This window comes from Rathayibacter sp. VKM Ac-2927, assembly GCF_022815525.1.
Taxonomy (GTDB): domain Bacteria; phylum Actinomycetota; class Actinomycetes; order Actinomycetales; family Microbacteriaceae; genus Rathayibacter; species Rathayibacter festucae.
In genome coordinates this window covers 14,546-36,083 of record NZ_JALGRT010000009.1, presented here as the reverse complement: position 1 = coordinate 36,083, position 21,538 = coordinate 14,546, and the positions used below count along the sequence as shown (strand labels likewise).

The following is a 21,538-nucleotide window of genomic DNA, read 5'->3' as shown; positions in this document are numbered from 1 at the left end:
CGTCGGGCCGCTTCCGGCATCAGCCGGGCAGCGGATCGGGGCCGGCGCCCCGGTCGCGACCCGGGCGCCGGCGGCGGCGCTCACGTCCCGCGGAGGGCCGCGATCGGCTCGACGCGGGAGGCGCGCCGCGCCGGCACGCTGCCCGCGAGCAGTCCGATCAGCGCGCCGAGGAGCGCGCCGCCGAACGCCACCCCGGGGTCGAGCACCGGGGTCCACTGCTGCGCGAGCGAGACCGCGAGCACCGCGAGGACGCCGGTCGCCGCACCGAGCAGACCGCCGAGGAGGCCGATCACGGCCGACTCGACGACGAACTGCTGCGCGATCCTGCGTCGTGTGGCGCCGAGGGCACGGCGCAGGCCGATCTCGCCGACGCGCTCCATCACCGACAGCGTGGTGACGTTGGCGATGCCGACGCCGCCCGCGAGCAGCACCACCACCGAGAGGATCAGGAACACGAGGTCGACGTCGGCGCGGACGTCGCCGGCCAGCTCGGACGGACCGCCGGGCGCCGAGACGGAGACGGAGTCGGGTGCGTCCGGGGCGAGGGTCAGGGGTGCCTGCGCCGCGACCTGCGGGCCGGCGCCGATGTCGATGCGCGCCTGGAGGTCTCCCGGAGTCGCGAGCGCGAAGTCGGCCCGCGCGGTGCCGGTGGAGAGGACGACCGCGTCGAGCAGCTCGGCGCGGGCCTGGACGTCGGCGAAGATCCCGAGGACCGAGTAGGCGACCCCGTCGATCAGGATCGACGGCCGGGAGTCGACACGCTCGACACCGAGCCGCTCCGCCGCGCGGCTGCCGAGGACGACGACGCGGTCGGCGCGCGTGTCGTGCCCGGAGTCGAACATCCGCCCGGCGGTCACCTCGCCCTCGAGGGTGCCGAGGAGATCGGCGGAGGCCGCGAACACCCGCGGCGGGGCGGCGGCGGGCGCCGAGGGGTCGTTGACGGGGACGGCGGTGACGGTCGCGCCCTCGCGGAGGGACACCTCGCCGACGAGGGCCGCCTGCTCGACGCCGGCGAGCCGGAGCACCCGGTCGACGGCGTCCCAGGGCAGGCGCCCGGTGGCGACGCTGTCCCCGGTGGAGTCCTTCGCCTCGGCCGGCTGCACGACGACCTGGGTGGCGGCGAACGCGTCGAACCGGCGGGCGAGCTGATCGGCGGTCGTCTGCGCGAAGCCGATCGTGGCGACGAGGGCGCCGATGCCGAGCACCGTGCCGAGCAGGGTCATCACCAGCCGGGCCGGCCGCGTGCCGATGTCGGAGGTGGCCTCGGCGAGCAGGTCGGCGGCGGTGAAGCGGTCCGCTCGGCGGACGGGCCGCAGCAGCGGGGACGCGGCGGCCGAGCGCGGTCGCCGGCGCCCGAGCCGCCGGCGCAGCGCCGCGAGTGCCGGGCTCATGCGGTCACCTCCTGCATCCGTCCGTCGGCGATGCGGAGGCACCGGCGCGCCCGCCGGGCGACGGCGAGGTCGTGGGTGATGACGACCAGGGTGAGTCCGGTGTCCGTCAGCTCCTCGAAGAGCCGCATGACGTCCGCCGTCGTCGAGCCGTCCAGATTGCCGGTGGGCTCATCGGCGAGGAGGAGGCTCGGGCGGGCGACCACGGCGCGCGCCACGGCGACGCGCTGGCGCTCGCCTCCCGAGAGCGTGGTCGGCAGGAAGCCGAGCCGGTGCCCGAGGCCGACCCGGAGCAGGGCGTCGCGGGCGCGCGCCTCGCGGTCGGCCCGCGGTGTCCCGCTGTAGAGCATCGGCAGCATCACGTTCTCGAGCACCGTGCGCCGCGGCAGCAGGTGGAAGGACTGGAACACGAAGCCGATGCGCTGCGCCCGGACGGCCGCGCGAGTGTCCTCGTCGAGCGCCCCGGTGAGCGCGCCGTCGAGCCGGTACTCGCCGACGCTCGGCCGGTCGAGCAGACCGAGGATGTTCAGCATCGTCGACTTGCCCGAGCCGCTGGGACCGACGATCGAGACGTAGTCGCCCTCGTCGATCCGGAGGCTGACGCCTTTCAGCGCCTGCACCTCGGGCGGGCCGGGGAACGAGCGGGTGACGTCCCGCAGCTCGACCAGCGGAGCGGTCACCGGCCGACCACGACCAGGTCGCCCTCGTCGAGCGTCCCGTCCACCGGCGACACCTCGACCGCGCCCTTCGCGGCGAGACCGGTGGTCACGACGACGAGCCGGGTGGCGGCGCTCGGATCGCGCGGATCGCCGTCGACGACCTCGACCCGGCTCTCGCCGCCGGAGCCGGCGGACAGCGCGGCGACCGGGACCGAGAGCACGGCGCCCTCGGTCGCTCCGACCGCGACCGTGACCTTGACGTTGGTGTCGCGCAGCTGCTCGATCTGCTCGGGCGGGAGCGGGTCGGGGGTGAGCGTCACCGTCCAGCGTCCCTTGCCGTCCTTCGCGGGATCGACACCCGACACGGTGGCGCCGTGCGACGACCGGTCAGGGAGCTCGAACGAGGCCTTCTGCCCGACCGAGAGCAGCCGCGCGTCGGCCTCGGCGGCGGAGCCGGAGAGCTCGACCTGCGCGCCGGAGACCGTCATCGCCGCCCCGGACAGGACGCCGCCGCGCTTGGCGGTGACGGCGTCCACCCGCCGCGGGAGCGAGGTGAGGAACAGCACCTCGCCTGCGGGGAGCGCCGGCAGGACGGACTGGCGGGCCCGGGTGAGATCCTCCTGCGCCTGCGTCACCTGGGACTGCGCCGACTCGACGGCGCCGCGCTGGGCGCCGGTGTCGGTGCTCGCACCCAGCTGGGCCCGCCGGAGCTCGGCGAGGCCGAGCGCGTCATCGAGGTCCGCGATGCGGAGGCCGTCCGGCGGCTCGGCCGCGCGGGCGGCCTCCAGCTCACGTCGCGCACTCGCGACCGCGTTGTCCGCCTCGCGCACCTCGACCGGCGAGGAGCCCGCCCGAGCGGCGTCGAGCTCCTTCTGCGCGGCGACGAGCCCCTGCTCGGCCGCGCGCAGCGTCTCCTGGGCGGCGCGGACGACGTCCTCGCCGTCCTCCTGCGTCGCGGGCGCCGCGTAGCCGGCCTGCGCGTAGAGCTCGGTGACCGCGTTCGCGGCCGTCTCGTCGAAGACGTCGTCGGCCGGGTCGCCTGCATCGATCCCGAGGCCGCGCAGCGCCGTCTTGAACTGCACCACGTCCGGCCCGGACACCCCGAACCGCAGGGTCCGGTAGGCCGGCAGATCGCCGGGGAGGACGATGACGGGGCGGCCGGCGATCTCCAGCGCGATCGACAGCGGCGACAGCTCGGTGCCGGCCGCCGGGACCTGACCGGTCACCACCGCCGCGCCCTGGATCCCGGTCGTGTCGATGGTCACCTCGACGGCGTCCGCGTAGCGCACCTCGCCGCGGAGGGTCACGTCGTTGCTCAGCTCGCCGAAGTCGACCGGCGCGGTGATCAGGCCGGGGGCGGGCGGCTCCGCGTTGGCGGCCGCCTCGGCGGGCGACACCACGAACCTCCCGACGAGCAGGCCCGCGACGAGGCTCAGCAGCGCGGCGGCGGCCACGATCCAGAGGACGCGGTTGCGCGAGACGACGGCGGCGAGTGCGGCGAAGCGGCTGCGACGTCGCGGAGCGTCGGACCCGCCGTCGGGACCGTCGGCGGGCTCGATGACCGCGAGGAGGTCGAGCGGATCGGTCGGTGTCGGATCGGAGGTCGGCCGACCGGTCGGCTCCGAGTCGGACGGCGTCGGATCGCCGGAGCCCGAGCGGCGGGGAACGCGCATCTACTCGCCCTGCTCGGCGTCGGCCTTCAGCGCGTCGAGCTCGGCGCGGTGGTCGTCGATGAACTGCTGCTCCAGCGCGTCCTGGACCTTCTTGTGGACCGCTGAGTAGTCGGTCTTCTCCCGGCAGTCCAGATCGGCGAGGGCGAGCTCGATCTCCTCGTCCTTCATCGCGACGAGCTTCGGGTCGGTGGGCTCGACCACCTGGTCGCCGGCCGCGTCGTAGACCGCCGTCAACTTGTCGCTGATCGAGTTCACGGCGTCGTAGGGGGCGGTGAAGCCGGGGTAGCCCGCGTCGCTCAGGCAGGAGGACCACGCTGCATCCAGATCCGCCAGCTCGGGGACCGACTGCAGATCGGTGTAGAACTCGTTCAGCGCGTCCATCACCGGCTTGTGCTTCTCCGCCGACGCCGGATCCTCCCCCTCGAGCTCGTGCTGGGCGGCGCCGAAGCAGCCCGCCGTCGTCCAGTCGTACTCGTACGACCCGTCCTCGGAGGCAGCGGCGTCCTCCGGCTCCGCCGGGCCGTGGAGCGCCTCGGAGTAGGCCGCCTTCTCGGACTCCGAGAGGCTGTCGTAGTACTCGGAGTTGGCGTCGACGTACTCGTCCTCCGGCTCGGCCGAGTCGTAGCGACCGGGAGAGTCGACGACGCCGTAGCCGTACTGCGCGACCCATTCGCGATCGTCCGGCTTGTAGGCGTCGGCGTCGGATGACGAGAACGACGCCGACTGCACGCTCGGGGTGTAGTCGAAGCCCGACTCCTGCATGCAGGTCGCGACGAGCTCCTCGCGCTTGCGGTCCTGCTCCCTGTACTTCTCCTCCTGCTCCTCGGGCGAGAGGTACCCGCCGTAGAGCGCACCGAGGTAGTCGATCAGCGGAGAGGTCGGCTCGACGGTCTTCGCGTCCTCGGCGGGGGCGGAGCAGCCGGAGAGCGCCAGCACGCCGGACAGCGCCAGAGCGGACAGTGCCAGTGCGGAGCGTGCAGTGGTCAGGTGGGCGCGGCGTCGATGCTTCACGGAGGTCCCTCTCGTTCAGGGGCGCGCGGCGCGGGCGGGGGTCCCGCGCTCGCGCGCCGCCGACGACGATACCGACGGATCCTCATCACCGTGTGGTCGGGGCGGGCTCTGGCGTCGCACGTCGGTCGACGCGCCGCGGGACGCCCACGTCGAGCGGTTCCTGCGGCGCGGGACGTCGATCCGCGGACGCGGCTACGGCGTCAGCAGCACCCGCGCGGCTCCGCCCGGTTCGAGCACGAACGACTCGCCGTCCGCTCCCCCGGCCGCCTCCCAGCGCTCGATCCCCGTCGGATCGACCGTCACCGCGGTGCCGCCCGGGTTGCCGAGCAACACCACCCGGCCGTCCGCGGCGACAGCTCCGAGCGCGACGAGTCCCGCTGCATGAGCGTCCAGACGCGGCGACGCGGTGAGGGCCGCCGCCCACTGCAGCACCGCGCCGGCGGACGTGATGCCGGCCGCCGCGGCGACGCCGCGCGGTCCCCACTGCTCGAAGTAGGTGAGCGAGGCGACGCCCGGGACCGCGAGCGCGTCGAGGCTGCCGACGACCCAGGCCGCGAGCTCGGGCGCGTGCTGGCGCTCGTCGGTCGCTCCCGGGACGATCTCCGGGCCGTAGCCGGACCCGTCGATGTCGGCGGTGCCGGGGTCGAACGCCGAGGTCGACACGGCGTTCATCCGCGCGCCGAGGGTGATCGGCCCGACGTGCAGAGGACGGCCGTCCGCGATCGCCGCCGCGTCGCGGACCACCGTGCGCTGCACGGCGAGGGACTCGACGAGCTGGTGCCCCGAGCGGTCGTGCATGAAGGGGGTGATGCTGAAGGCGAGCGACGCCTCCCCGTGCGCGAGGGCGTCCGCGCCCCGGTTGAGCTCGGTGAAGTGCGAGCGGACGCCGCCGACGACCTCGGCGCCGCGCTCGGCCGCCGCCCGTCGCGCCGCCTCGAGCAGCTCGGGTGTGCTGCGGTGACCCTGGGCGGCGAAGACGCCGAGGCGGGCGAGCGGCGCGTCGCCGAGCTCGTCGAGGACCGCGCGGACGTCCTCCGGCCCGGACGCGACGAGGCGCAGATCGACAGGGCGTCCGTCGGCGTCCTCGAGCGCGCGCCGCAACGCGCGACGCCAGCCCGCCCAGCGCACGTCGCACTCGACCAGCAGATCGAGCGCCGGTCGCACGTCCGGCCGGAGGCCCGTCGACGCGCTCGCGGCGGAGGTGCGGATCTCGGGGAGCGGGTGCCCGGCGCTCCCGGTCCGCAGGACGGAGGGGGACGCGATCGATTCCCGTGTGACGGTCGGCGGCGCGCCGCCGCAGTCGATCCGCAGGCTCTGCCGGACGACCTCCCCGGCCGCGACCGGCACCGGGAACGGCAGACTCAGCGGTGTCGAGTACGTCTTGAACGACGCGTCGGTCCAGTTGCGCTGATCCTCCGTCTCGAACACGTCGCCCTCCAGGGTCAGCTCGACCGGGACGCCCTCGGCGGTCCAGGCGAGACCGGCGAGGTCCTGCGCGGGCTGATGGGGCGCGATCCGCTCGGGGAAGGCCAAGCGGTCGGTGGTGCCGCCCGGGTGCCGCGCCTCGACGGCCGCTCCGGCGCTCTCCGTGCCGTGCAGCACGATCAGCCCCAGGCGGTTGCGGAGGAAGGGCGTGCTCGCGCGAACCTCGAGCGCGATCGTGAGCGAGTTTCCGGAGAAGTCGGCGCGCAGGGTCCAGGTGACGCGGGCCTCGCCCTGAGCGCTCTCGCCCTCGACCACGAGAGTGCCGCCCTCGAGTTCGAGCGCTGCGCGGACGGTCGCGAAGGTCCCCCAGTCCTCGTCGCGGACGACGAACCGGACCCCGCGGAGGATCCGCGCCGTGCCGAACCGGAGGTCGTCGAGCCGGCCGTCCGAGATCCGCAGCGACCACGGGCCGCAGCGGACCGCCCGCTCGTCGCGCTCGGCGTCCTGGAGGAGCCCGGCCGGGACCGTCGGCGCGGCGGGCCGGATCTCGATCGCGGGCACGATCAGAGGGTGGTCATGCCGCCGTCGACGCGGAAGAGCGCGCCGGTGGCGTAGCTCGACTCGTCGCTGGCGAGGTAGACCATGATGCCCTCGACGTCCGCCGCGGAGCCGGGGCGACCGAGCGGAATGCGCGAGGTGATCGCGGCGCGGGCCTCGGCGTCGCCCGAGATCGCGGTCACCAGCGGGGTCTCCGTGTAGCCGGGGACGACCGTGTTCACGCGGATCCCCTCGCCCGCGTAGGCGGCGGCGACGGTGCGGGCGAGGCCGTGCATGCCGGCCTTCGAGCTGCTGTAGGCGGTGAAGTCCTGGCCCTCGCCGTTGAGCCCGGTCGGGCTGCCGGTGAGGACGATCGAGCCGCCGCGGCCTCGCAGTGCACGGACGGCGTGCTTGACGGTGAGGAAGGTGCCGGTGAGGTTGATGTCGATCGTGCGGCGCCAGACGTCGAGGTCGAGGTCGGCGATCTTCGCGTCCTGGCCGAAGAGCTGCACGCCGGCGTTCGCGACGACCACGTCGACCGCGAAGCCGTCGGCCGCGAGGCGGGCGAAGGCCTGCTCGACGCTGCTCTCCTCGGAGACGTCGAGCCGGACGGCGACGGAGTCCGGGAAGGCGGCCGCTGCGTCCTCCGCGGCGGCGAGGTCGCGGTCGGTGAAGGCGACCCGGGCGCCCTCGCGCGCGAAGCGCTCCGCGACGGCCCGGCCGATGCCGGAGCCGGCTCCGGTGACGAGGGCGGTCTTGCCAGTGAGGCGTCCGGTCATGCGTGCTCTCCTTCGAGTCGATCTGCTCCGATCATAGGAGGCGAACCGGTTGACCGCCTAGGCCGTGGCTGCTCGATTCCAGCGGTCGGCGCGACCCCTTGACCCGGCCCGGTCCAGCCGCGACGCTCGCTCTACACGTCCCGCACCACCCCACCCCTCCCGGAGGTCACCATGAAGGTCGGCTCGCTCGTTCTCCGTCTCACCGTCGGCGGTCTGTTCATCGGACACGGACTGCAGAAGCTCCGCGGCTCGTTCGACGGCCCGGGCCTCGACGGCACCGAGCAGATGATGAAGAGCCTGGAGCTGCACCCGGCGCGCCGGAACGCGGTCGCCGCCGCCGTCACCGAGACCGCGGGCGGCGCCGCGCTCGCCCTGGGCCTGGCGACGCCGGTCGCCGCGGCCGGGCTGATCGCGACGATGGTCACGGCCGTCCGCAAGGTGCACTGGGCGAACGGCCTCTGGAACAGCGGCGGGGGATGGGAGTACAACGGCCTGCTCGCGGCCGCCGCGACCGCGATCGTGGCCGACGGCCCCGGCGCGCTCTCCTTCGACGGCCTCGTCGGGAAGCGGAAGTGGGGCGCCGGCTGGGCGCTCTTCGCCCTGGTCGCCGGCGCCGCCGCCTCCACCGCCGTGATCGAGGCCGGACGCCGCGCCAAGGCCGCCGACGTCGAGGGCACCGGCAGCGAGACCCTCACCGCGCCCGACTCCCCCACTGCGTCGGGCGACACCGCGTCCTGAGCGGACCCATGCTGATCGAGGCTTCCGCATGAGCTCGGCCATGCTGATCGAGTAGCCCGCGGAGCGGGCGTATCGAGATCCACCGCCCTCCGAAGGGTGGTCTGCAGACCCGCCCCTCTGGAGGCGCCGGGTCTCGATTCGCCCTGCGGACTACTCGACCAGCATGTGCGCGCCGACCCGCAGCATGGCCCCGGGTCTCGATACGCCACTGCAGGGCCGCTCGACCACCATGAGCGGGCCGATACGCGGCGTGAACGGCGTCCGATCGGCGGGGCTCGGCCAGGGATCCCCTGCTGGTCGAGCAGCCGTCCGCAGGACGGCGTAACGAGACCCGCTAGCGTCGGCACATGACCGCCTCCACTCCCCCCGCCGTCCGCCAGCTGCGCCTCGTCGTCCAGGTGGACGACCTCGACGCGGCGCTCCGCTTCTACCGCGACACCCTCGGTCTGACCGAGCGCGCCGCCTTCGAGGGCGACGGCGACGCGCGCGTCGCGATCCTCGAGGCCGGCATCGCCACCCTCGAGCTGGCGAACCCCGCGCAGGTCCGGATGATCGACGGCCTCGAGACGGACGGCGACACGAGCGACCTCCTCCGCGTCGCCTTCGAGGTCGACGACGCCGCCGCCGCGACCGCGGCCCTCGCCGCCGCGGGCGCCGCGCTCGTCGCCTCCCCGCGGGAGACGCCGTGGCGCTCGCTGAACTCCCGCCTGCGCTCCCCCGACGGCCTGCAGCTGACGCTGTTCGAGGAGCTCGAAGCGGCGTCCGAGGACGGCGCGGACGACGAGCTCCTCGTCTGGCAGCGCGCCGTCGACCGGCTCGACGGCCTCGAGGATCCGGACGGTGTCGTCGAGCGGATGCGAGTGCTCGCCGCGCGCTACCCGGGCAGCGACGGAGTCGCGCACTTCGAGCTCGGCGGTGCCCTGGACAGCGCAGGCCACGAGGCGGAGGCGGCCGCGGAGTACGAGCGCGCCGTCGCCGCAGGCCTCGACGACGAGCGGCTCGCCCGGCTGAGCATCCAGTACGCCTCGACCCTCCGGAACCTCGGCCGGACCGACGAGGCGATCGCCCTCCTCTCCTCCGCCCAGCAGCACCCGTCGATCGGTGCGGCGCGCGAGGTCTTCCTCGCGCTCGCTCTGCACAGCGCCGGTCGCACCGACGAGGCGCTGCGCACCGCCCTCGAGGCGCTCGCCCCGACGTTGCCGCGCTATCGCCGATCGGTCGCCGCGTACGCCGCCGACCTCACCGACTCGGCGCCGCAGACCTGAGACGGCCGGTCGCCGGACGGCGCGCCCACCGCCGCGGGCCCTCGGCCCTGCCTACTCCGCGAGCAGCGCGTCGATCTGACCCATCGCCTGGTTCATCCCCTCCTCCATGCCCATCTGCACCATCTGCTCGAGCTGCTCGAGGGTCTCGAAGGAGGAGCGGACGGTCATCCGGGTGCGTCCGTCCACCTCGGCGAGGGTGACCACCGCGTGGGTGACCCCCATCGAGTCGTCCGGGTGCCCCTCCTCGTCGGCGAAGCCGTCGTCGAACTCGAGCCGCGTCGGCTCCTCGACCTTCGTCACCACCCAGTAGCCGCGGGCCTTCTCCCCGTCCGGCCCCGTCATGAAGTACCGGCTCCGCGAGCCCTCCACCGCCTCGTGCGTCTCGAAGGTCGCCGGCCAGGTCGGCGGTCCCCACCAGCGCTCGAGCCGCCGCGGATCCACCCAGATCCGCCACACCCGCTCGACGGGCGCCTCGAACTCGGCGGTGATGGTCATGGTCAGGTTCTCGATGTCCTTGACGGACTCCACGACGGTCATCCTGCACGTCCCTTCCTTCGTTCCTCCGGTGGTCGCACCTCGTCCTCGGCGAGGACGTCGGCGATGCGGTCGACGCGATCGCGCCAGAGCAGCTCGTAGGCCTCGAGCAGTCGCGCCGCCCTCCTGAGCGAGGCGACCTCTCCGCTCACGAGCTGCTCCCTCCCGCTGCGGCGCTTGCGGACGAGCTCCGCCCGCTCCAGCACCGCGACGTGCTTCTGCACCGCGGCGAAGGACATCTCGTAGCGTGCCGCGAGCACTGTCACGGACTGCTCCGCTTCCAGCACCCGTGCGACGATGTCGCGCCGCGTTCTGTCGGCCAGCGCCTGGAACAGCCGGTCGACGTCGCTCTCGTCCTCGATTCTTACAACCATATGGTTGCACGTTACTCTCGCTCGTCCGAGGAGGCAAGAGCAGCCCTCGGCACCTCGTCACCCCGTGCTCTCCGCGCCGGTCACACGTGCGCCGCCGCCCGGTCCAGGGAACGCGTCGCGGAGTCGAGCACCCAGTCGGGCACGGCGCGGATCTCGAGCACCGACCGGTGGAGCCTCGCCAGCGAGTAGTGCGGGTCGATCCGGAGCGCCTCCTCGAGATGCCGGGTGGCGATCGAGGAGACGCCGAGCGCCCACCAGCACCAGGCGAGGACGGTCAGCACCGGCGGCCGCGCCTCGGCGGGCGCGAGCGCTGCCGCCCGAGCGAGCCGACCTGTCGCTCGCTCGGTCCGCTCGAGGTCCGGGCCGGGCCCCGTCCCCATCATCAGCGACGCGGAGAGCAGGTCGTGCGCGTCCTCGAGTCCCGCGTCGGCGTCGCCCTCGACGAGCTCGTCCATCGGGCGGCCGGTGCGCGCCTGCTCCCCCTCGAGCCGCTTCTGACGCCGCCGCTCCTCGATCGCCGTCTCGCAGCCGAGCGCGATCTGCAGGGTCGCCTGATCGCGCAGCGCCGGGGACTGCAGCACCCGGATGAGCGTGGCCTCCTGCCTCGGTGCCGGCGGACCGTGCAGCCAGCGCTCGACCAGGCCGATCACGTCGTGCGCCCCCGAGGCAGGATGACGCACGATCGCCTCGACCGTCGCACGATCGGAGTCCGAGACCGTCGGCAGTGCGGCGAGCGCCGTCACGTCGAGCGGCTCGGGAGCCGCCGCGCGCGCGAGGACGCCGGTCGGGCTCTCCTCGATCTCGGCGAGCGGGCGCGGCTCGCGCGTCTCCTCGATCGAGGTGTAGCGCCCCCAGCCGTCGGCGGCGACGCAGGCCACGCCGACGATCCCGAGGTCGGTCCGTTCGAGCCGCCGGAGGACGGTGCGGCCGAGGTCGAGCAGCGGGATACCGCGCGAGGTCTCGTAGCTCTGCCGCGTGTAGACGATGGCCAGCACCGCGGTCGCCCGCGAGATCGACGCCGTGAAGCGCTCGCACCGGCCCGCCAGCTGGTCGATCTCCGCTCGGCGCAGTCGGTGAGGGATCGGGAAGCGGAAACCGCCTCCCGCCCGGTTCCCGAGGAACGGGACGACGACGAGGGCGTCCTCCGGATGGAGGCCGATCATCGAGGGGACGGCGGCGAGCAGGTCGGGCAGCCCGCTCACGCGGAGGAGCTCCGGCTCCCGGGAGGGGCTGTGACGGGCGGTGGCGAGGCGATCGGTAGAAGTCATGCGGCAACGGTCGTCGTCGCCCCGCCCGCCGTGGGAGCCCGTCGGCCGATCCGTGGAGAGCCGTCGCGACTCCCGTCCTGTGGAGGGACGGCCTCACCTCGACGCAGCGGCGTGCATCCGATCGAGAGCCGCGCGCACCGCCGCGAGCGTGTCCGGATCCCCGTCCACCCGATTCTCCACACCCACCGGGATCCAGACCAGTGCCGAGAGCAGACCGGCCACCGTCTCCGCCTCCACCGGCCAGCGCGTCCGCCGAGCGTCGAGCGCGACGGATCCCGCCGACCACCGGCCGAAGACCCGCACCACCTCGTCGATCGGCATCGCCAGATCGACCACCAGCTCGTACCGCGCCGTCCGCCCGGACGACGCCACGAACGCCGCGGCGTCGTCCTCGGGGAGCCGCCGCGGCTCGAAGTGCACGCGGGTCTCGAGGAGCCGGCTCACCCGGTCGAGCCGGAACGTCCGCCAGTCCTCGCGCTGCCGGTCCCAGCCGACCAGCACCCAGGAGCGATGCGTGGACACCACCGCGTGCGGCTCGACGACGCGGTCGCTCTCGGCCCCGTCCGCCGCGACGTAGTGGAAGCGGAGCCGTTCGTGGTCGCGGCAGGCCAGTGCCATCCGGCCGAGGATCTCCGGCGGGATCGACGCGGCGCGCGGCCTGGCGGACCGGAGCACCCCGCCGACCGCGCTGACGCGCTCCCGCAGAGCACTCGGCAGCACCTGCTCGAACTTCGCGAGGGCGCTCAGCGTCGTCCGCTCGCCGTCGGCGAGCCCCTCGTCGGCCGCGAGCCGGAGCCCGACCGCCACGGCCACGGCCTCGTCGTCGCTGAGGAGCAGCGGGGGGACGCGGCTGCCCGGCTCGAGCCGGTAGCCGCCGAGTGCGCCGCGGGTCGCCGCCACGGCGTAGCCCAGCTCGCGCAGCTGCTCGATGTCACGGCGCAGGGTCCGCTCCGTCACACCGAGGCGCGCCGCGAGAACCGGCCCCGACCACTGCCGATGGGTCTGCAGCAGGGCGAGCAGAGCGAGTGCGCGGGAGGTGGTCGCGGCCATGCCGACATCCTGCTCCTCCATCAGGACGTGAACCGACCTGATGCCGCTCTAGCGTCGACCCCGAGAGCTCAGCCGGGCGATCGAAGGACACGGAGCAGGAGAGACACCATGGACATGAAGCTCGAGCTCGTCGCCGTTCCGGTGACCGACGTCGATCGCGCCAAGCGGTTCTACGTCGAGCGGATCGGCTTCGTCGCCGACCACGACCACACGGTGCACGAGGGGCTGCGCTTCGTGCAGCTGACGCCTCCCGGGTCTGCCTGCTCCATCGTTCTCGGCATCGGCATCACCGAGATGGTGCCCGGCTCGCAGAAGGGCCTGCAGATGGTCGTGGCCGATGCGGCGAAGGCCCGGGAGGAGCTGCTGGCCCGCGGTGCGGAGGTGTCCGAGGTCGACTCGCAGCCCTGGGGCGAGTTCGTGTACTTCGCCGATCCCGACGGCAACACCTGGGCACTGCAGCAGATCGTGATCCCGGATCTGTCGTAGCGGCGGCGCTCTCCTCGGCGGCCGGATCGGATTCTGAGACGATCCGCGCCCGCCCGACACTGTCAGAGTGAGAGGGAGAGGAGGTCCGCGAATGACGCCCACTCAGGAGAGCACGTCTGTCGGGGGAACGACGGCCGCGCAGAAGTCGGCGAGGCCGTCCGAGCCGCCGCGAGAGCCGCCGTCGGACCTCTCGCCGGAGGAGACCGACGCGGAACTCGTCCGCCGCGCGGCGGCCGGCAGCGAGCTCGCCTTCCGCTCGCTCTACCGCGCCTACGTCCGCCCCGTCTACTGGCTCGCGCACGGGATCCTCCGCGACCCCCGGGACGCCGAGGACGTCGCGCAGGAGACCTTCGTCCTCGCCTGGAGTCGACTCGGCGGGCTCGAGCTGGTGAGCGATTCCCTCCTCCCCTGGCTCGCGACGATCTGCCGCTTCCAGGCGGCCAACCGCCTCCGCTCCCGCCTCCGCGACCGGGAGCGGACCGTCGAGGCCGACGACCAGACGCCCTCGCCGCACGACCTCGAGCAGCAGATCGTCACCGCCGCACTCGCCGAGGCGATCCTCCGCGAGACGGCCGGGCTCGCCGAGCTCGACCGCGCGATCTTCCGCCTCTGCGCCACCGAGGGGCGCGGGTACGAGGAGGCCGCCGTCACCCTGGGCGTCTCGCACGCCACCGTCCGCAACCGCCTGTCGCGTGTCCGTCGACGCCTCCGACTCGTGGTCGACGACTTCCGAGGAGCCGAGACGTCATGACCGAACCCACCGAAGTGCGCAGCGACGAGCTCCCGGCCCCCGAGCGCCGACCCTCCGATCCGCCGGCGCCCGAGCTCGACGATCTCGACGACGACCGCGTGTCGGCACTCGAGGCGCGCGTCTTCCGCGCCGTCGCAGCCGCCCGCCGCGAGCGGGGAACCCGTCGCCGACGCGTCGCCGCGATCGGAAGTGTCGCCGCGGGCCTCCTCGTGATCGCCGTCGTCGTCGGCCCCCTGGTCGGAGGCGGTGCCGGAGTGGGGTCCGCTTCGAGCGCGGCAGGGTCCTCGAGCGAGGCAGGCGGTCTCGACTTCGGGCAGTCGGGAGCGGAGTCCGCACCGCAGTTCGTCGACGGCTCGGCACCGGGCGCGGCGGAAGCGCCCGGCGACGCGTCCGCGGAGGGGACCGGCCGGGAGGTCGTGTCCACGGCGAACGCGACGCTCGAGGCAGACTCCGTCGCCGATGCGATCGCGGCGCTCAGCGCGACCGCCGCCGAGCTCGGCGGCTACGTCGAGAGCTCCAGCATCAGCTCCAGCACCCTCGAATCGGCGGCCGGAACCGATCCCGCGCTCGACCCGTCGCAGTACGCGCCCCTGCCGGAGGGCGCGGGGAGCGTCTCGATCCGGGTCCCCGCCGACCGGCTCGCCGACGCTCGAGAGTCGCTGGCGGCCCTCGGCACGGTGACCGGCTCGTCGATCGACCGGCGCGACGTGACCACCCAGGCGATTGACCTCCGCGCGCGGGTCGACGCCGCCCAGGCCTCCGTCGACCGGCTTACCGAGCTGATCGCCCAGGCCGGCAGCCTCGCGGACCTCCTCGCCGCGGAGTCCGCCCTCGCCGATCGCCAGGCCTCGCTCGAGTCCTCCCAGCAGCAGCTCGCCGCCCTCGAGGGCCAGGTGTCGCTGGCGACCCTCGCGGTCACCGTCCTTCCGGGGTCGTCGCCCGTCACCGCCGAGCCCACCGGCTTCCTCGACGGCCTCCTCGCGGGCTGGAACGGTCTGGTCGTCGCCGCGAACGGCGCCCTCATCGGCCTCGGCTTCCTTCTCCCCTGGCTCGCCGTCGTCGCCGTGGTCGCGCTCCTGGTGGTGGCCGTCCGCCGTCGTCGCGGGCCGCCCACCGGCGCGCCGACGTCGGGTCGGCCGGGCCCCGATCGGAGCGAGGGCGCCGACGGAAGCACGGTCGAGAGTGCGGGCAGTGGCAGGAGCCGGGCCGCCGGAGAGTGACCGCGCCGCGAGCAGCGGCGACGTCAGCCGCGCAGCACCTTCGTCATCGCCTTGCCCTTCGCCAGCTCGGCGACCAGCTTGTCCAGCCAGCGGATCCGCTGCATCAGCGGATCCTCGACGCTCTCGACGCGCACGCCGCAGACGACCCCTGTGATCAGAACCGCGCTCGGATTCATGGGCGCCGCGGCGAAGAAGTCCTCGAAGGTCGTCCCGGCCTCGAGGTGGCGGTGCAGCTCCTCGTCCGAGAAGCCGGTCAGCCACACGATCACCTCGTCGACCTCGGCCCTCGTCCGCCCCTTCCGCTCGGCCTTCGCCACGTAGTGCGGGTACACGGAGGCGACGCTCGTCGTGAAGATCCGGCGCATGCGTCGAAGGGTAGCCCTCGCGGCGGCCGTCCCTCCAGGTCCGCGGCCTCAGCGATCGGCACGCCGCGCCGCCGATGTCCGCCGCGCCGCTATCCTCCCGGAGTGCCGTCGCGTCGCGAATCGCTGCACACCGCGTCACCTCACCAGAGAGAACCACCGTGAGCCTCCTCCGCACCAAGTCCGTCGAGCAGTCCATCGCCGACACCGACGAGCCCGAGACCCGCCTCAAGAAGTCGCTGAGCGCCCTCGACCTCACCGTCTTCGGCGTCGGCGTCGTGATCGGCGCCGGCATCTTCACGCTCACCGGCCGCGCCGCGCACGACATCGCCGGCCCCGCGATCGTGCTGAGCTTCGTCGTCGCCGCCTTCGCCTGCGCGCTCGCGGCCATGTGCTACGCGGAGTTCGCCTCCACGGTGCCGGTCTCCGGCTCCGCCTACACGTTCTCCTACGCCTCGCTCGGCGAGCTCTTCGCCTGGATCATCGGCTGGGACCTCATCCTCGAGCTGTTCCTCGGCGCGAGCGTGGTCGCCCAGGGCTGGAGCGCCTATCTCGGCTCCTTCCTCGGGCAGCTCGGCACGTCCTGCCGGAGGCGATCTCCTACGGCGGCGTCGTCGACGTCCCCGCGATCCTGCTCGTGCTCGTGCTGGGCGCCCTGATGACCTTCGGCATCAAGGAGTCGCTGCGCGTCAATCTGGTGCTGGTCGCCGTGAAGCTCTTCATCGTGCTGTTCGTCATCATCGCCGGGCTGCAGTTCATCAACGTCGGCAACTACTCGCCGTTCATCCCGCCCGCGGAGGCGTCGCAGGCCGCGTCCGGCCTCGCCCAGCCGCTGCTGCAGTTCCTCTCCGGCATCGAGCCGGCGACCTTCGGAGTCGGCGGCATCATCGCCGGCGCCTCGCTGGTCTTCTTCGCCTACATCGGCTTCGACGTCGTAGCGACCACCGCCGAGGAGACCCGCAACCCGCAGCGCGACATGCCCATCGGCATCATCGCCTCGCTGATCATCTGCACGGTGCTCTACTGCGCCGTCGCCCTCGTCGTCACCGGCATGGTCCCCTACCGCGAGCTCGACCCGTCCGCCGCCCTGGCGAACGCCTTCGCGTACCACGGCCAGACCTGGATGGCGACGGTCATCTCCGCCGGCGCCGTCGCCGGGCTCACCACCGTCGTGCTGACCCTGCTCATCGGAGCCACCCGCATCATCTTCGCGATGTCGCGCGACGGCCTGCTCCCCCAGCGCCTCGCGAAGGTGCACCCGCGCCTGCGCACCCCGTGGGTCACCTCCGTCGTCGTCACGATCATCGTCGCCCTGCTGGCCGGCCTCACCCCGATCGGTGTCCTCGAGGAGATGGTCAACATCGGCACCCTCTCCGCCTTCGTCCTGGTCTCCGTCGGCGTCATCGTCCTCCGCCGCAAGCGCCCCGAGCTCAAGCGCGGCTTCCGCGTCCCGCTCAACCCCTGGCTCCCCGGCCTCTCCGCCCTGATCTGCACCTACCTGATGCTCAACCTCTCCATCGAGACCTGGCTGCGCTTCCTGATCTGGCTGGCCATCGGCTTCGCGATCTACTTCGCCTACTCCCGCTCCCACGCGAAGCTCGGACAAACCGCGAAGTAGACCATGGCGCGAGGCCAGCAGTCGGTCAGATCGTGTGCAATGCGCCACTTCGAGGATTCCTCTTGTCTGAGAGTGGGCGCGAACCTACGCTCCTCGATGACGTCGAGGAGGTGGAGCGTGAAACGCGCAGCAGAGTTCCGCAGGGTGATGACCATCGCCGGACAGGTGGCCCATCAGCAGAGTGAGCCTGTGTCGGCGCTGCACGTCGCATTCGCCTACGCCGCATGCCTCGCGCCGGGTGACAGCACCGCCCGCGTGATCCAGGCATTCGGCGACGAGCGCGGCTGGGATGCGAGCACCGCCACACGACCCGTCCTTCAACGGCTCCTTCGTCATCGACGAGCGGTGCAGTACGACCCCGCAGTCCGTCGGGCAGTCGAGAGGGCCGCCGCGGGCGGATCTCCCGATATCCGGAAGATGCTCGCAGCGCTCCTGAACGAGGGCCGCCTCGATCCGTCGCGGGAGGCGATCGAGCGGGCCGGCGGCGATCTCTCCCGCTGGCTGACCACCGATGCCTGACAACGACACTCCTCGCCTGCTCCTCGACGTCCGAAGCCTCGGGAAGCGCATGGGCTCAGTCGATGTTCTCGACGACATCTCCTTTACGATCGACGCCGGCGAGGTGGTCGGACTCGTCGGACCCAACGGCGCCGGGAAGACCACCCTCATGCGCACCCTCGCCGGACTGTACGAGCCCTCGCGGGGCAGTGCGCTCGTCCTCGGTCACGCGATCGGCACGACGGGGGCTCGACGAGCCCTCAGCCTCATGCCGGAGGAGCCGGACCTGTACCCGGGTCTGAGCGTTGTGGAGCACGTCCGGCTGATCGAGCGGCTGAGCGGCTCACCCCGGAACGAGTCGCTCGGACCGTCGCTCCTGGAGCGCTACGGACTGAGCGACAAGCAGGACCTCCTCCCCCATCAGCTCTCGCAGGGGATGCGCCGCAAGCTCGCTCTCGTTCTTGCGCTGCTGAAGGGCGCCGGGCTCCTCCTGCTGGACGAGCCGTTCAACGGCCTCGATGCCGTCTCGGTGCGCGAGCTCCGGAACGAGGTCCGGCGGCTGGCCGAGGAAGGCTGCGGCGTGCTGCTCTCCATGCACGGGTTGACCGAGCTGGAGCGCATCGCCGATCGAGCGGTGATCCTGCACGCCGGGAGGATCGCGCACATTGCGCGTCTCGGGCGCGACGATCTCGAGGGGCAGCCGCCTCTGGAGGACGTCTATCTCCGTGTCGTGGGAGCTCTTCGCGATGACGACGACTGAACGAACGCGGCGTCTTCCCCTTGCAGGAGCGCTCGCTCTCTCCCGGGCCTACCTGCGCATCCGCATCCGCAGCACCACGGCCCTCGTGACGAATCCCCTCGCGATCGTCGTCCTCGTGATCGCTGCGTCGAGCGGCGTCTGGCTCCTGGTTCAGGGTGGGGCCGGCGGCTCTCCGACGGAGTCGCCCCCCACGCGGATCGCGGGATTCGTCCTCGGTCTCTCTCTGATCCTGGTGTCACTGACAGCGCAGCGGGGTTCGCCGCTGCGGTTGCAGCCCGCGGACGTGTCCTGGGTGCTGCAGAGCCCGAGTGGTCCGCGCATCGTCGTGGTGGTGCATGCGGTCGCGACCGCGGCGATCGCGTTCGCCAGTACCTCCGCGGCGTCGGCGACGGCGCTGCTTCTCCGTGGCGAGCCGGTCGCGTGGGGCGTGCTCTCGGGGTGCGCGATGACGGCCGTCCTCCTCCTGGTTCGGGCGACGTCCCTGACCAGCCACCTCCTCGGAAGAATCATCCGGCCTGATCGGCGCGGTTGCGCGCTGACCTGCGTCCTCGCCGCGGGCGCGGTCTGGATCGCCCTCGGGGTGCAGTCGCTGCTCGTGGGCGAGGACTCCATCGGGTCGGCCGCGATGAGCGCCGCCGGGCTCTTCTTCGAGGTGATCCTCGCGCCCGAGGCGAGCGGACTCGCGCACGCCTCCGCCACCATCGGCGTCCTCCTACTGTCGAGCATCGCCGTCGTTCTGCTCGTCCGGCGAGCCGGAATCTTCGTCGAACCCGCGGTCGAGGAGAGCATCCTCGCGAACCAGCTCACCCGAGTCCTCTCCGGCGAGTCGAACCGGACTCTTTCCGGCCGGGGCTACGCCGTCGGCCGTCCCTCATGGACGCGATGGCCCGACTCCGCGGTCGGCGCGGTCCTCGTGTGCCACCTGGCACAGACTCGGCGCCGGCGCTGGCAGGAGCCCCGCACTGCGCTCGCCCTCCTCGCCGTGGCGGTGCTCTCCAGCCTGCTGCGGGACAGCGTGCCGATGGCGCTGGGCGGACTTCTCCTCGTGCTGATCCTCGCGCTTCCGGGTCCGTCTCAGGCGACCGCGCAGGACCTCGACCACCAGCACCTTCCGCTCTCCGACGTCTCGATCGCTCGAGCCGGATTCGCCGGTGTCGGGCTTCACGCCCTCCTCTCGTCGGCCGTGTCGCTGCCCGCCGTCGTTCTCTGGGCCTCGGTGTACTTGCACGGGATCGGCTGGGGTCTGCTCGCAGTCCTTCCTCTCGCGCTCTGCTGCACGAGCGCTGCGCTCGCGGGGATCGGATCACGCGCCTTCTCGGATCTGCTTCTCGGTCGGGTGGTCGCGGCGGTCGCGCTCACCATGCTGCCGGTGGCCGGCGCCGCCTCCAGCCTTGCGCTCCACGGCCAGGAGAACGACGCACTCCGTGTCCTGCTGACCCTCTCCGCCGCACTGCTGATCTCCTGCCTGCTCTCCTCCGGTCTCGCCTGGGCCGTCCTCCAGTCCGCCCGGCCGGCCCGATCGTCACGCGCACCCGGGGTCTAGGGTGCAGTCATGCCCCGTGCCATGGCCGACCTCGACTTCCGCCGGCAGCAGTGGGAGCAGCGCTACGCGCCCCACGTCGCCCCGATCAACCGCTGGATCGACGAGCTGCGGAATCCGTACGACCGCGGCTGGCTCCCCTACGTCGCTCCCCTGCACGGCGGCACCGAGGCGCGGGTGCTCAGCATCCTGCGCGACCCCGGCCCCGGCACTCGGGACGGCGCGGGCAGCGGCTTCCTCTGCACGGAGAACGACGACGGCTCCGCCGAGCTGATGTCGCGCCTCCTCACGGACGTCGGACTGTCGCCGTTCGATCTCCTGCCCTGGAACGCCTACCCCTGGTACATCGGCAAGGCGCCGACCGCGGAGCAGCTCGACGCGGGGATCCCGACCGTCCTGCACCTGCTCGACCTCGCACCGAGCATCGAGGTCGTCCTGCTGCAAGGCGCCGACGCCGACCACGGCTGGCGCCGCCTGCTCCGGCTGCACCCGGGCATCGAGCGCGAGCGCGGCCTGGCCGTTGTGCGCACGTTCCACCCCTCGCAGCAGGCCCTCTTCACGAAGGACCCGATCGAGCGGGCGGCGCGGGTGGCTCGCCGCGAGGCGGCCTTCGCGGAGGTCGCGGAGCTGCTGCGCTGAGCGGCTCGGCACGCGCGCACAGCGGCGCCAGAAACGACGAAGCCCTGACGAGTGCTGTCCGCGATCGGACATCTCATCAGGGCTTTCTGTCGGGCTGACAGGATTTGAACCTGCGACCCCTTGACCCCCAGTCAAGTGCGCTACCAAGCTGCGCCACAGCCCGTGGCAGTCCGGACCGAGGCCCGGGCAACTCGACTACCTTAGCGGATCGCGGGGCCGAGAGTGAAAACGACCGACGCTCGGCGCCCGTAGAATCGCTGAGGCGGTGCGCGCCGGGCGGACCGGAGCGCGCGCCCTACAGGAGGCAGCAGCAGTGGACGCGCGGCAGAAGCGATCGCAGGTGGCCCTGCACCGAGCCATCATCGATCTGGCGACTGCCAGGGACGTCTCCAGCCTCACGGTCTCCGAGATCACCGATCGTGCCGGCGTCAATCGCTCCACCTTCTACGCGCACGCGACCTCGGCCGCCGAGCTGCTCTGTGCGGCACTCGCCGACGAGCTCGACGCGATCCGCGACGAGTATCTCGACACCCTCCGCACCGGCGCGGCGACCGACGCGACCATCCGCCAGGGCACGGCGCGGATCCTCGCTCACCTCGAGGCGCGCCGCGACCTCTACCTGCGGGCGTTCGATGCTCCCGGCGGCGACTCGGGTGTCCGGGCGATGCTCGCGCTGCACTTCCGCGCGGCCGTCCTCGCGACGCTCGAGACCGGGACGCTGCAGCTGCCCGACGGCGACGACATCACCGCGTTCCTCGCGGACGGCACCGCCTCCTTCCTCGCCGCCGGTTCGACCGGCCTGATGGAGGCGTGGCTGCGGCTCCCCGAGCCGCGCACTCCCGAGACCTACCTCGCGGCGTACCGGCGGCTGCTGCCGTCCTGGTGGCCGTTCGCCACGCAGGACTGACGCCCGCGGGCATCGATCCGTCACGAGTGGTCGGGTCGGCGCGCGGAGCACGACCG

The 21,538-nt window shown here is 72.9% G+C and carries 21 protein-coding genes, 1 tRNA gene and 1 pseudogene; 11 read left to right on the top strand and 12 right to left on the bottom strand.

From position 1 onward, the window contains the following. Positions 1 to 80 precede the first annotated feature (80 nt). The 6 genes from MT353_RS20555 to MT353_RS20530 all read right to left on the bottom strand — a co-directional run bounded on the left by MT353_RS20555 (position 81) and on the right by MT353_RS20530 (position 7,472). Positions 81 to 1,391: an ABC transporter permease gene (locus MT353_RS20555; protein WP_243625783.1), complete on the bottom strand. Its 1,311-nt coding sequence runs from the start codon at positions 1,389 to 1,391 to the stop codon at positions 81 to 83. Then, positions 1,388 to 2,068, bottom strand: coding sequence for an ABC transporter ATP-binding protein (locus MT353_RS20550; RefSeq protein ID WP_123732934.1), 681 nt, complete (start codon positions 2,066 to 2,068; stop codon positions 1,388 to 1,390). The genes MT353_RS20555 and MT353_RS20550 overlap by 4 nt, the downstream gene beginning before the upstream one ends. Beyond that, positions 2,065 to 3,720: a hypothetical protein gene (locus MT353_RS20545; RefSeq protein ID WP_243625782.1), complete on the bottom strand. Its 1,656-nt coding sequence runs from the start codon at positions 3,718 to 3,720 to the stop codon at positions 2,065 to 2,067. The genes MT353_RS20550 and MT353_RS20545 overlap by 4 nt, the downstream gene beginning before the upstream one ends. After that, entirely contained in the window at positions 3,721 to 4,731 is a 1,011-nt protein-coding gene (locus tag MT353_RS20540) for a hypothetical protein (RefSeq protein ID WP_243625781.1), read from the bottom strand. 192 nt (positions 4,732 to 4,923) lie between these two features. Next, on the bottom strand, positions 4,924 to 6,717 hold the full coding sequence (locus MT353_RS20535) for a hypothetical protein (protein ID WP_243625780.1): 1,794 nt from the start codon (positions 6,715 to 6,717) through the stop codon (positions 4,924 to 4,926). A gap of 2 nt (positions 6,718 to 6,719) precedes the next feature. After that, the gene (locus tag MT353_RS20530) at positions 6,720 to 7,472 is read right to left on the bottom strand and encodes an SDR family NAD(P)-dependent oxidoreductase (RefSeq protein ID WP_243599830.1); all 753 of its coding nucleotides are present in this window, start codon (positions 7,470 to 7,472) and stop codon (positions 6,720 to 6,722) included. A gap of 171 nt (positions 7,473 to 7,643) precedes the next feature. Here MT353_RS20530 and MT353_RS20525 point away from each other — a divergent pair, with 171 nt between their 5' ends. Both MT353_RS20525 and MT353_RS20520 read left to right on the top strand, forming a co-directional pair. Further along, complete coding sequence (locus MT353_RS20525; RefSeq protein ID WP_243599829.1) at positions 7,644 to 8,210, top strand: DoxX family protein; 567 nt, start codon at positions 7,644 to 7,646, stop codon at positions 8,208 to 8,210. A 347-nt stretch (positions 8,211 to 8,557) separates the two neighbouring features. Continuing rightward, positions 8,558 to 9,475, top strand: coding sequence for a tetratricopeptide repeat protein (locus tag MT353_RS20520; RefSeq protein ID WP_243625779.1), 918 nt, complete (start codon positions 8,558 to 8,560; stop codon positions 9,473 to 9,475). A 51-nt stretch (positions 9,476 to 9,526) separates the two neighbouring features. Here the strand turns inward: MT353_RS20520 and MT353_RS20515 are convergent, their stop codons facing one another. From MT353_RS20515 to MT353_RS20500, 4 genes are all read right to left on the bottom strand, one after another. Next, positions 9,527 to 10,012 (bottom strand): SRPBCC domain-containing protein, encoded by a 486-nt coding sequence (locus MT353_RS20515; protein ID WP_243599827.1) that lies wholly within the window; start codon positions 10,010 to 10,012, stop codon positions 9,527 to 9,529. Further along, a complete protein-coding gene (locus MT353_RS20510; RefSeq protein WP_123446055.1) occupies positions 10,009 to 10,383 on the bottom strand; it encodes a helix-turn-helix domain-containing protein in 375 nt (124 codons plus the stop codon). The genes MT353_RS20515 and MT353_RS20510 overlap by 4 nt, the downstream gene beginning before the upstream one ends. 80 nt (positions 10,384 to 10,463) lie before the next feature. Further along, positions 10,464 to 11,651 carry a DUF4192 family protein gene (locus MT353_RS20505; RefSeq protein WP_243625778.1) on the bottom strand — a complete coding sequence of 396 codons (1,188 nt, stop codon included), beginning with the start codon at positions 11,649 to 11,651 and terminating at the stop codon, positions 10,464 to 10,466. 93 nt (positions 11,652 to 11,744) lie between these two features. Further along, positions 11,745 to 12,701 (bottom strand): YafY family protein, encoded by a 957-nt coding sequence (locus tag MT353_RS20500; RefSeq protein WP_243625777.1) that lies wholly within the window; start codon positions 12,699 to 12,701, stop codon positions 11,745 to 11,747. A 108-nt stretch (positions 12,702 to 12,809) separates the two neighbouring features. Here MT353_RS20500 and MT353_RS20495 point away from each other — a divergent pair, with 108 nt between their 5' ends. The 3 genes from MT353_RS20495 to MT353_RS20485 all read left to right on the top strand — a co-directional run bounded on the left by MT353_RS20495 (position 12,810) and on the right by MT353_RS20485 (position 15,158). Further along, positions 12,810 to 13,187, top strand: a complete 378-nt coding sequence (locus MT353_RS20495) for a VOC family protein (RefSeq protein WP_123735961.1) — start codon at positions 12,810 to 12,812, stop codon at positions 13,185 to 13,187. 91 nt (positions 13,188 to 13,278) lie between these two features. Continuing rightward, a complete protein-coding gene (locus MT353_RS20490; RefSeq protein ID WP_243625776.1) occupies positions 13,279 to 13,938 on the top strand; it encodes an RNA polymerase sigma factor in 660 nt (219 codons plus the stop codon). Continuing rightward, entirely contained in the window at positions 13,935 to 15,158 is a 1,224-nt protein-coding gene (locus MT353_RS20485; RefSeq protein ID WP_243625775.1) for a DUF4349 domain-containing protein, read from the top strand. Before MT353_RS20490 ends, MT353_RS20485 begins: the two co-directional genes overlap by 4 nt. Before the next feature lie 23 nt (positions 15,159 to 15,181). On the opposite strand, the gene MT353_RS20480 is transcribed toward MT353_RS20485, so the two are convergent. Further along, positions 15,182 to 15,523 (bottom strand): DUF2200 domain-containing protein, encoded by a 342-nt coding sequence (locus MT353_RS20480; protein WP_243625774.1) that lies wholly within the window; start codon positions 15,521 to 15,523, stop codon positions 15,182 to 15,184. A 158-nt stretch (positions 15,524 to 15,681) separates the two neighbouring features. Here MT353_RS20480 and MT353_RS20475 point away from each other — a divergent pair. The 5 genes and pseudogenes from MT353_RS20475 (at position 15,682) to MT353_RS20455 (ending at position 20,575) form a co-directional block, all read left to right on the top strand. Continuing rightward, positions 15,682 to 17,138 (top strand): annotated as a pseudogene (locus MT353_RS20475) (amino acid permease). A gap of 117 nt (positions 17,139 to 17,255) precedes the next feature. Further along, a complete protein-coding gene (locus tag MT353_RS20470; protein ID WP_243625773.1) occupies positions 17,256 to 17,657 on the top strand; it encodes a hypothetical protein in 402 nt (133 codons plus the stop codon). 49 nt (positions 17,658 to 17,706) lie between these two features. After that, entirely contained in the window at positions 17,707 to 18,396 is a 690-nt protein-coding gene (locus tag MT353_RS20465) for an ABC transporter ATP-binding protein (RefSeq protein WP_243625772.1), read from the top strand. Continuing rightward, positions 18,362 to 19,939 carry a hypothetical protein gene (locus MT353_RS20460; protein ID WP_243625771.1) on the top strand — a complete coding sequence of 526 codons (1,578 nt, stop codon included), beginning with the start codon at positions 18,362 to 18,364 and terminating at the stop codon, positions 19,937 to 19,939. Before MT353_RS20465 ends, MT353_RS20460 begins: the two co-directional genes overlap by 35 nt. Before the next feature lie 9 nt (positions 19,940 to 19,948). After that, the gene (locus MT353_RS20455) at positions 19,949 to 20,575 is read left to right on the top strand and encodes a uracil-DNA glycosylase (RefSeq protein WP_243625770.1); all 627 of its coding nucleotides are present in this window, start codon (positions 19,949 to 19,951) and stop codon (positions 20,573 to 20,575) included. Between the two features lie 89 nt (positions 20,576 to 20,664). On the opposite strand, the gene MT353_RS20450 is transcribed toward MT353_RS20455, so the two are convergent. After that, positions 20,665 to 20,738: transfer RNA gene (locus MT353_RS20450), tRNA-Pro, on the bottom strand. A 177-nt stretch (positions 20,739 to 20,915) separates the two neighbouring features. On the opposite strand from MT353_RS20450, the gene MT353_RS20445 reads away from it, so the two are divergent. Beyond that, on the top strand, positions 20,916 to 21,482 hold the full coding sequence (locus MT353_RS20445) for a TetR family transcriptional regulator (protein ID WP_243582656.1): 567 nt from the start codon (positions 20,916 to 20,918) through the stop codon (positions 21,480 to 21,482). Positions 21,483 to 21,538: the final 56 nt, after the last annotated feature.